The organism is Lysinibacillus sp. NPDC096418, from assembly GCF_044762775.1.
In the GTDB taxonomy this organism is placed as follows: domain Bacteria; phylum Bacillota; class Bacilli; order Bacillales_A; family Planococcaceae; genus Lysinibacillus.
On the sequence record NZ_JBIWEY010000035.1, the window covers coordinates 37430 to 47148 of the forward strand.

General features: G+C 38.7%; 7 protein-coding genes. 6 read left to right on the top strand and 1 reads right to left on the bottom strand.

Annotated elements, in window-relative coordinates:
* Positions 1-44: 44 nt before the first annotated feature.
* The 3 genes from ACIQZG_RS20090 to ACIQZG_RS20100 all read left to right on the top strand — a co-directional run bounded on the left by ACIQZG_RS20090 (position 45) and on the right by ACIQZG_RS20100 (position 3574).
* Positions 45-863: a polysaccharide deacetylase family protein gene (locus ACIQZG_RS20090; protein ID WP_402757248.1), complete on the top strand. Its 819-nt coding sequence runs from the start codon at positions 45-47 to the stop codon at positions 861-863.
* Between the two features lie 215 nt (positions 864-1078).
* Positions 1079-2455 carry a 23S rRNA (uracil(1939)-C(5))-methyltransferase RlmD gene (gene rlmD, locus ACIQZG_RS20095; RefSeq protein ID WP_402757249.1) on the top strand — a complete coding sequence of 459 codons (1377 nt, stop codon included), beginning with the start codon at positions 1079-1081 and terminating at the stop codon, positions 2453-2455.
* A gap of 933 nt (positions 2456-3388) precedes the next feature.
* Entirely contained in the window at positions 3389-3574 is a 186-nt protein-coding gene (locus ACIQZG_RS20100) for an SE1561 family protein (protein ID WP_010857232.1), read from the top strand.
* 39 nt (positions 3575-3613) lie between these two features.
* Here ACIQZG_RS20100 and ACIQZG_RS20105 read toward each other — a convergent pair whose 3' ends face one another.
* On the bottom strand, positions 3614-4414 hold the full coding sequence (locus ACIQZG_RS20105; protein WP_402757250.1) for a YwqG family protein: 801 nt from the start codon (positions 4412-4414) through the stop codon (positions 3614-3616).
* A gap of 228 nt (positions 4415-4642) precedes the next feature.
* On the opposite strand from ACIQZG_RS20105, the gene ACIQZG_RS20110 reads away from it, so the two are divergent.
* The 3 genes from ACIQZG_RS20110 (at position 4643) to ACIQZG_RS20120 (ending at position 9601) form a co-directional block, all read left to right on the top strand.
* Positions 4643-6181, top strand: a complete 1539-nt coding sequence (locus tag ACIQZG_RS20110; RefSeq protein ID WP_402757251.1) for a fumarate hydratase — start codon at positions 4643-4645, stop codon at positions 6179-6181.
* 316 nt (positions 6182-6497) lie between these two features.
* Positions 6498-7478 (top strand): papain-like cysteine protease family protein, encoded by a 981-nt coding sequence (locus ACIQZG_RS20115; RefSeq protein ID WP_402757252.1) that lies wholly within the window; start codon positions 6498-6500, stop codon positions 7476-7478.
* A 218-nt stretch (positions 7479-7696) separates the two neighbouring features.
* A complete protein-coding gene (locus tag ACIQZG_RS20120) occupies positions 7697-9601 on the top strand; it encodes a heavy metal translocating P-type ATPase (RefSeq protein WP_402757253.1) in 1905 nt (634 codons plus the stop codon).
* Positions 9602-9719 lie beyond the last annotated feature (118 nt).

The window sequence follows — 9719 nt, forward strand, 5'->3', positions numbered from 1 at the left end:
TTAGTAACCTACGCATCCTAATGAAAAAGAGAGGATGCGTTTTTATGTGGAAACAACATATAGTAGGTGCAGTACTTGCTACTTTTATCATTGCAGCTGCAGTGAGCATCAATCCTTATTTTGCTTCGAGCTCCGGCGAATACAATTGGGGCTTTAAACGAGCGAAAGATGGCGTCCCAGCAGAAGCTGGTGCACCACTCGATCAATTGCTTGAAAAGTATGGCGCTATTTATAAAGGGAAACCCGATAAAAAAGTGGCTTACTTAACATTCGATAATGGCTATGAGAATGGCTTTACCGAAAGTATTTTAGACACTTTAGAAAAAGAAAAAGTGCCAGCAACCTTTTTCTTAACAGGTCATTACTTAGTAAGTGCCAGTGACCTTGTTAAACGCATGGTTCAGGATGGCCATACAATCGGCAACCACTCGTATGGGCATCCAAATATGGCTAGACTATCTCGAGATGGCATGCGTGCAGAATGGCGGAAATTTGATGGGAAGTTACGTGAATTAACAGGAATAGAACGCACGACATATGCTCGTCCACCTGAAGGTACCTTCAATGCTAAAGTATTAGAGGTCGGCAACGCTGAAGGTTATCGCCATATTTTTTGGTCTGTAGCCTTTAAAGATTGGATGAAAGATGAACGACGTGGTGCCGATTATGCCTACAATGCGCTTATGGAGCAACTTCACCCAGGTGCCGTAATTTTAATGCACACTGTTGCACAAGATAATGCAGAGGCTCTTCCACTCTTCATCGCAGATGCTAAAAAACAAGGCTACACGTTTTTATCGCTTGATGATTTAGTATTAGAATATGAAGACTTCCCTGTCACTTTGCAATCGTCCACTCCTTAGTTATAATGGGGAGATGAAATTCGATCAAATACGCCTTGGCGTATTTGCGTCCAGATTTTGAATCGTGTAAGTACGATTCAAAATCTGTGACATCCGCCGGAGGCTTAACTTTATTCAGCAGCCCTTACCGGTGTTGAATTGAATTCTTTATGCATTTATCTCTCTAAATACAAAAGAGAGACTTTTGCTGAATAAAGTTAAAGGACGTGGATAGTTTGACACAACAAACAACGATGGAAGTGGGACAAAAATTCCCACTTTCAATTAAACGATTAGGGATTAACGGCGAAGGAGTTGGCTTTTACAAACGCAATGTTGTATTCGTCAAAGGCGCAATCCCTGGTGAAGAAATTACTGCACAAGTAACTAAAACACAACGTAATTTTGCAGAGGCTGAAATTGTAACAATACGTAAACCCTCAAAGTATCGACAAGAAGCACCTTGCCCTGTTTACAATGAATGCGGTGGCTGTCAACTTCAACATATGACATACGAAAAACAACTTATTGAAAAACGTGATATTGTAATGCAAGCATTAGAACGCTATGCAAAGTCTTTAGCTGAGACAGTGGAAGTCCGTCAAACGCTTGGCATGGATAATCCATGGAACTACCGCAATAAAAGCCAGTTCCAAGTACGTAAGGAAGGCAAGCGTGTGTATGCTGGTTTATTTGCAGAAGGCAGTAATAAGCTCTTAAACATAAACGACTGCCTCGTACAACATCCAATAACATCAAAAATCACTGTCGCAACTCGCAAAATCCTGCAAAAGCTAAATATTACAATTTACGATGGCCGTACACTCGACGGTTTAGTGCGTACTATTGTTGTGCGTACAGGTATCCATACAGGTGAAACACAAGTTGTATTAGTGACAACACGCAAGGAGATTCCGCATCTTGCTGAGCTCATTACACGTATTAAAAAAATCGACCCAAGTATCGTGTCGATTTCACAAAATATTAATCGCGACAAATCATCCCTAATTTTTGGCGATGAAACAATTGTCCTCGACGGCAAAGAAACAATTCATGAAGAGCTTGGCGAATTAGCATTCGACCTTTCCGCTCGCGCATTCTTCCAATTGAACCCAACGCAAACTGTTCATTTATATGATGAAATTAAAAAAGCAGCAGCATTAACAGGCAAAGAAACTGTTGTAGATGCATACTGTGGTGTAGGTACAATCGGTTTATGGCTAGCAGCTCAAGCAAAAGAAGTACGCGGAATGGACGTTATTCCAGAGAGTATTCAAGATGCACGAAAAAATGCACGAAACCATGGTTTCAAACATGCAAAATACGCAATTGGTACTGCAGAGTCGGTACTAGCAAATTGGCGCAAAGAGGGCTTCACACCTGATGTAATTGTAGTCGATCCACCACGTACAGGCCTTGCACCAGACTTCATTCGTACTGTGCTTAAACTGAAACCGAAACGCTTTGTATATACCTCTTGTAACCCATCAACATTAGCAAAGGATTTACAAGAGTTATCGAAATTATATGATGTCGAGTATATTCAGCCAATAGATATGTTTGCACAGACAGCACAAGTGGAATGTGTGGCGAAGCTTGTATTGAAAAAATAAAGCATTATTTCTATATTAACTATTTTATGACGACACTCAAAATTCGAGTGTCGTTTTTTTGTGATTTTCTTAAATTAAACCAAAACGACATACAACTTAATCGCAAATAAGTCGTACCGTAAATCCTTTAATTTCTCAAATTCCATTACAATTACAATAAATTTCTTCCTATTTTTCACTATGTTATTTAGATTCATTTGCTCAATCTCCCTACATAAAAATGAAGTTTTCTTGAATTTAAAGTTATTTAGATTTAATAAATCAATGCACGCTTTAATTTGAGCATCGTAATCTTTCTTTTGGAAATTATTTAATCTAACATTCTATTTGCATTTTGTACAATAACCTGTATAATCAGAGACTAGGTGCCAAACCTACGTGGCATGGACGTAACATCTGTGTCACACCAAAATACGCCATAACAGCACGGATTTGCTGGGCGTTTTTTGTTTTTTGAGCGGGAGATGAGCCCCGCTCTTTTTTATTGCCCTCAACTTACCTTGCGGGTATTGGTCTGTGCTTCATAGGTATCTCGCTTAATTCCTCATGTAATTACGATTCTTTTATAATCTTCAAAATACATATCAAAAAGCCTTAGCGCTCACCATATGTGAATTGACGCTAAGGCTTTAACTAATACTTATATTCATTTTTTCTTGTATAAACACGAATGTCGGCTTTTTACATGGGCCGAGTACTTGTTTAAACTCCCTCCTTTTCGAGTTAGAGTTCATCGTTTTTTCTTCATCAACTCCTTTACTATTTCTTAATACAACATTAACACACGCCCTCAATATTGTAAATATTCAGATTATTTAAATCCACAAAATGATTACTAAGGCCCAATCATTTTCCAACTACTTGCATTTACCATAGACGTTGAAATTCACGTGGAAATCCGCTACTATGAAAGGGATGAAATGAGGTGTACTTATGTCAAAGCCAATTACTGATAAAGAACAACAAGTAACTTACTTAAAAGAACGTCTTGAAATCTTTTTAGAAGTCCTAGATGCCATTGATCCTGAAACAACTGAGTTAGAAGACATCGATCGCTTAATACAAATGATGGATGATTTAGAAGACAAAATGGAGCAATTTAACGCTCGTGAAAAATAATAGCAAAAGCAAGCGAGGCTCATTGCCCGCTTGCTTTTTTCAATGACAATCCCAGTTATACAAAACTTTACTAAAATCACGTTGCTTTAGAGCCTCTTCCGTTATGAAAAAGTTACCTACTCCACTATCTCCCCACATAATGTGATCTCCTTCAGTATCAACCTGTAAAAGTAAAATCGTCGCATCTGTATAATCTCCGTAAGCTCGAGGGTCTTCTTGTGTAAAAAATGGATAACCACCGATCTTATGCCCTGTACTATCTAATGATTCATAAATAGCATCTACTAAATCATCATCATGTTCTATTTCCGTCATTAGATCAGCATAGTGCGTCTTACTTCTAAAATCATTCATAGATAATGGTTTATAACTAGTTTTAAACGATAATGCCATCTCCTTTTCAACTGGGAAATACATTTCTTCATCATTATCTCTGATAAAAGAAAAATCCTGGATTAATTTTGATTCATCATGTTCAATTTGTTCATGGAAAATAACACGAAAACCTTCCTGATTTTGACCGTTTTCAAAATCTAACCCCAAAACATCATCATTTGCGTCAATATAAAACTGTAGAATGCCTTTTTCCGGAACATCCAATACATGTCTAGGCACATCAGCAAAGTTAATTTGTGCTAATAATTTTAAAGGCTGTCCTTCGGCATTTTTGGGATACTCCATTGAGAGCGGAAAGTATGGATTCCCTTCAAACTTACTTTCAAAAAGAGTTGTATTTCGCCCTTCAGTTACTATATTAATAAACGGCTGCATCGTTCCTTCGATTTTTTCTCTATATTTTTCAAATGCTTCAGGTAATTCAAGTTGTTTGTTTCCAGTCATACACTTACCCCCTAAAGTTAATTTACAGCAAGTTTAGAACAAACGTTCCCTGCCGTCAACCGTTTCCAACAATAAATACTCTATGTATAACGGAGATCCATTACAACTCACGGTAGATAAACCAGTACCTTAATTTCATAGGAAAATGTATACACCCTTTTTTTCATTAGTTGAAAAGAGTATAATGTAGTGTGGAAATAGTCAATTTATTTATGGGGGGCAATACTAATGAATTTACAAGCTTTGGAGAAAAGTCTTTACGATTTAGTAACTGAAACATCTACAAATCTACCAAAAGACGTACGACGTGCCATTAAAAAGGCGAAAGAAGCTGAAAACGCTGGCACTCGTGCTGCAATGAGCTTAGACACAATCTCTAATAATATCGTAATGGCGGAAGAAAATGTATCACCTATCTGTCAAGATACTGGTTTACCAACATTTAAGATTTATACTCCAGTTGGCGTAAACCAATTAGAAATTAAAGCAGCTATCAAAAAAGCGATTATCGACACATCAGCTGATGCAAAATTACGTCCAAATGCTGTTGATTCATTAACGGGGGAGAATAGCGGGAACAACATTGGTGACGGTCTTCCTGTTATGAAATTTGAACAATGGGAAAACGATTACATTACAATTAAATTAATTCTTAAAGGTGGCGGCTGTGAAAATAAAAATATCCAGTACAGCCTTCCAACAGAACTAGAGGGTCTTGGCCGTGCAGGTCGTGACTTAGATGGTATCCGTAAATGTATCCTTCACTCTGTATACCAAGCCCAAGGTCAAGGCTGTTCAGCAGGCTTCATCGGTGTAGGTATCGGTGGTGACCGTTCTTCTGGCTATGATTTAGCTAAAGAACAGTTATTCCGTCACGTAGAAGATACAAATCCAAATCCAGAACTTGCACAATTAGAAGACTATGTCGTAAAAACTTCAAATACGTTCGGTATCGGAACAATGGGCTTCGGCGGTGAAGCAACTTTACTTGGTTGTAAAATCGGCGTTATGCACCGTATCCCTGCTTCATTCTACGTATCTGTAGCGTATAACTGTTGGGCATACCGCCGTATGGCAATCGACATCAACCCTGAGACTGGTGAAATCATCAAGTGGCACTACCAAGATGGCGAAAAAATCACGTTCAAAGACGATCAAGTTGCTGCAACGACAGAAGAAACTTCAACAAATGTTGTAGAACTTACTGCACCAATTACAGAAGAACAAATTCGTGCATTAAAAGTTGGTGACGTTGTTTCGATCACAGGTCGTATGTTCACTGGCCGTGACGCAATCCACCATCACTTAATGAGCCATGACGCTCCAGTAGACCTTAATGGACAAGTTATCTATCACTGTGGTCCAGTAATGGCAAAAGACGCAGAAGGTAACTGGACAGTTAAAGCTGCTGGCCCAACAACTTCAATTCGTGAAGAGCCTTACCAAGGCGATATCATGAAAAAATTCGGTATCCGTGCTGTAATTGGTAAAGGCGGTATGGGACCAAAAACACTAAAAGCACTAGGAGAACACGGTGGTGTTTACTTAAACGCTATCGGTGGTGCAGCTCAGTACTACGCAGACTGCATTAAAGGCGTAGACGGCGTTGACCTAATGGAATTCGGTATTCCTGAAGCAATGTGGCACTTAAACGTAGAAGGTTTCACAGCAGTAGTAACAATGGACTCTCACGGGAACTCATTACACGCTGATGTAGACAAATCTTCATTAGATAAACTATCTAAACATGCTGAAAGAGTATTCTAATTAATGCTTCCTCTTAGGCTCTTCACCAAAATCTGTTCTTAAATCATTATATATACGGGTTTAAAGCACATGGAATAGAGAGCGATGAGGAGACTCAGTGACCGCATGTAGTGGAAAGTGCGGTTAAGTCCATGTTTTGATAACGAAATAATAATACGAGCGTAATCATTCTAATTAGTACTTTTGAATGAATTGCGCTCTTTTTTTTATGAAATTTCAAAAAAAACAAAATAGGAAAAATTCATTATGTATTATTTTTAATATTTCGCTATAATCAATTCTTGTGTTTCAAAAAAGATGAAAAGGATGGGGATAAATGAAAAGAACCCTTACAGCAGTTTTAATTTCCGCGATTGCTCTATTAGCTGCATGCTCACAAGATACTAGGGAAGCGGAGGTTAACAAGGAAGTAGACACAAAAGCGTCAGCCGAAACTACTGTGGCAGTTAAACCAACAACTATTAAAGGCGAAGATTACGACGAAGCAGCTGGCGCAGATGCTTATGCATTTGCTGGTGATAATGCTGAATCTCGCTTCTACAAAGCACCTGATTTTTATAACTTGAAATCAGATGACCAATTATTACTCATCGAAAAATTCGAAACGATGCAACAAACAACGGAATGGTCTTGCGGACCTGCAACGTCTCTAATGGTAGCTAACCACTTCGGTATTACAGATTTGACTGAAATGGATATTGCGAAGCAAATGAAGGCAATGACTGATTTAGATGTTGAAGGTGCCCTACCTGGCTCAGCAAATAACTTCCCTGAATATGGTTCGGATGTTGGCCAATTATATGATTTCTTCTCAAGTGTCGAAGGCTTAGAAGTTGTCGATACGAGCTATCTAAAATCCTATAAAGATACTGATTTACTTCAAGCAGACGCCGGTGTTACAGAAAATAACGTAGGTAACCTACCTGCCACATTCACTTGGAATAGCTTGTATGCTTCAGAAAAAAGTGACACAACTGAAGCATGGGTTGAAGATGCAAAAGATAGCTTCTTCGTCAAATGGCTAACAAACCACCTTTCAAATGATCGCCCAATTATGGTGGAATGGGGCGACTGGGATGGTCACTGGCAAGCAATCATCGGTTACGATAATAACGGCACACCAGGTATCGGTGATGATACGATTATTTTCGCAGATCCATACGATACATCCGATCACTGGCAAGATGGCTATTACTTCTACCCATTAGAACGATGGTTTGCACAATGGAATGACCGTAATATCGCACCTAAACCTTTCCAATTACAACCGTACATCGTTGTTGACTATAAAAAATAAAACATTTCTATTTATTGCAAGGAATAAGCGTTCAAAATACGCTTATTCCTTTTTTTGTCGATTATACTAACTTCCCACTTCCATTTTCCAAAACCCTTTGTTATAATAATTCTAAATTATAATACTAACTATAAAAGTACTGGCCATTCATCAATATATGCCAGTATTACTATTTATAAGGTTTGTGATATTGATTTTCATTATCAGGAGGGATATGAATGGAATACTCTAATCGAGAAAATTATCATTTAATTGAGAAAATAAAAGAGCATGCAGAACTAATTGCCGCATTAATAGCCGGTTTGTTTATCTTGCTTGCATGGAGATTAGATACGAGCGGCCAAACGACCGCTTCTGTTCTTTTATACATTACAGCCTTTTGTGTAGGCGGTTTTGCAAAAGCAAAAGAAGGTATCGAAGAAACAATTGCCGACAAAAAATTAAATGTGGAATTGCTAATGGTTTTAGCTGCAATCGGTTCTGCAGCAATTGGCTACTGGACTGAAGGCGCAATCCTCATCTTTATCTTTGCAATTAGCGGCGCTTTAGAGACATACGCAATGAATAAAAGCCATCGTGAAATTTCTGCACTCATGAATTTACAACCAGAAGAAGCTTGGCTTGTACGCGGTGGTTTTGAACCAATGAAAGTGGCTGTTTCAACATTAAAGATTGGTGATCATCTACTGATTAAACCAGGTGAACGTGTACCTGCAGACGGGATTATCTTTAAAGGTCAATCTTCTATTGATGAATCCGCCATTAGTGGTGAGCCATTACCTGTTGCGAAGCGTGAAGGCGATGAAGTTTTCGCAGGGACAGTAAACTTAAACGGTGCCATCACGATGGAAATGACAAAACCTAACTCGGAAACATTGTTCCAAAAAATCATTACCCTTGTACAAAGTGCACAAAGTGAAAAATCACCTTCTCAGCAATTTATCGAAAAATTTGAAGGTACTTACGTAAAATTTGTCTTACTCGCTGTAATACTCATGATGTTCCTTCCCCACTTTTTACTCGGATGGGATTGGACAACGACACTTTACCGTGCAATGGTGCTATTAGTTGTTGCATCACCCTGTGCACTGGTTGCTTCAATTATGCCTGCAACTCTTGCTGCTATCTCAAATGGCGCAAAAAACGGTATCCTTTTTAAAGGTGGCTTACATTTAGAACACCTAAGTGTATTAAAAGCATTAGCAGTCGATAAAACTGGGACATTGACACAAGGAAAGCCAGTAGTAACAGATTTTATCGTACGTGATGGACTAGAAACACAGCAAACTCTTGCATTACTAGCTGGCATTGAAGCACAATCGAATCACCCTCTCGCACAGGCCATTACGATGTATGCAAAAGCTGAGGGTACCGCACAATTTCCATCGGCAAGTATTGAAGACATTCCTGGTTGGGGGATAAAAGGCTCTATAGATGGGATAGAATATTTAGTCGGTAAGCCGGACTTCGTTGGTGAGGACGAAGCAAATGCCTTTGCAAACGGAGCAGCAGCAACCCTTGCTGCTCAAGGTAAAACCGTAATCTTCATTCGTAATCATATGGGCATTATTGCACTCGCCGCCTTAAAAGATACTGTCCGTAATGAAGCAAAAAAGGCAATTGCTCTACTAAAAGAACTTCATATTGATGTAATTATGCTGACAGGTGACAATGAAAAAACAGCAAAAGTTATTGCGAAAGAATCAGGGGTTTCTGAATACGTAGCAGAGTGCTTACCAGAAACAAAAGTTACTGAAATGAAACGTTTACTTGGTCAATACAACTATGTCGGAATGGTTGGCGATGGCATTAACGATGCACCTGCTCTTGCTACAGCAACAACTGGCATTGCCATGGGAGAAGGAACAGATGTAGCACTCGAAACCGCTGATGTTGTGTTAATGAAAAATGATTTATCCAAAATTGCCTATGCAGTACGCCTTTCACGCAAAATGCAACGTATTGTAAAACAAAATATATTCTTCTCTATTGGCGTTATTACACTGTTAATTGCCTCTAACTTTTTACAAGTTGTCGATCTACCTTTAGGTGTTATCGGTCATGAAGGCAGTACAATCCTCGTCATCTTAAACAGCTTACGCATGCTCAATAAAAACGTATAACAATAAAGCCTTGTTATCACATAATGAACTGAACCCCGAATAGTGGACACTTTAAAAAGTGACCCTATTCGGGGTTTTTTGTTCATTTCACAAAAAAATCTCGTTATACTAAATATAC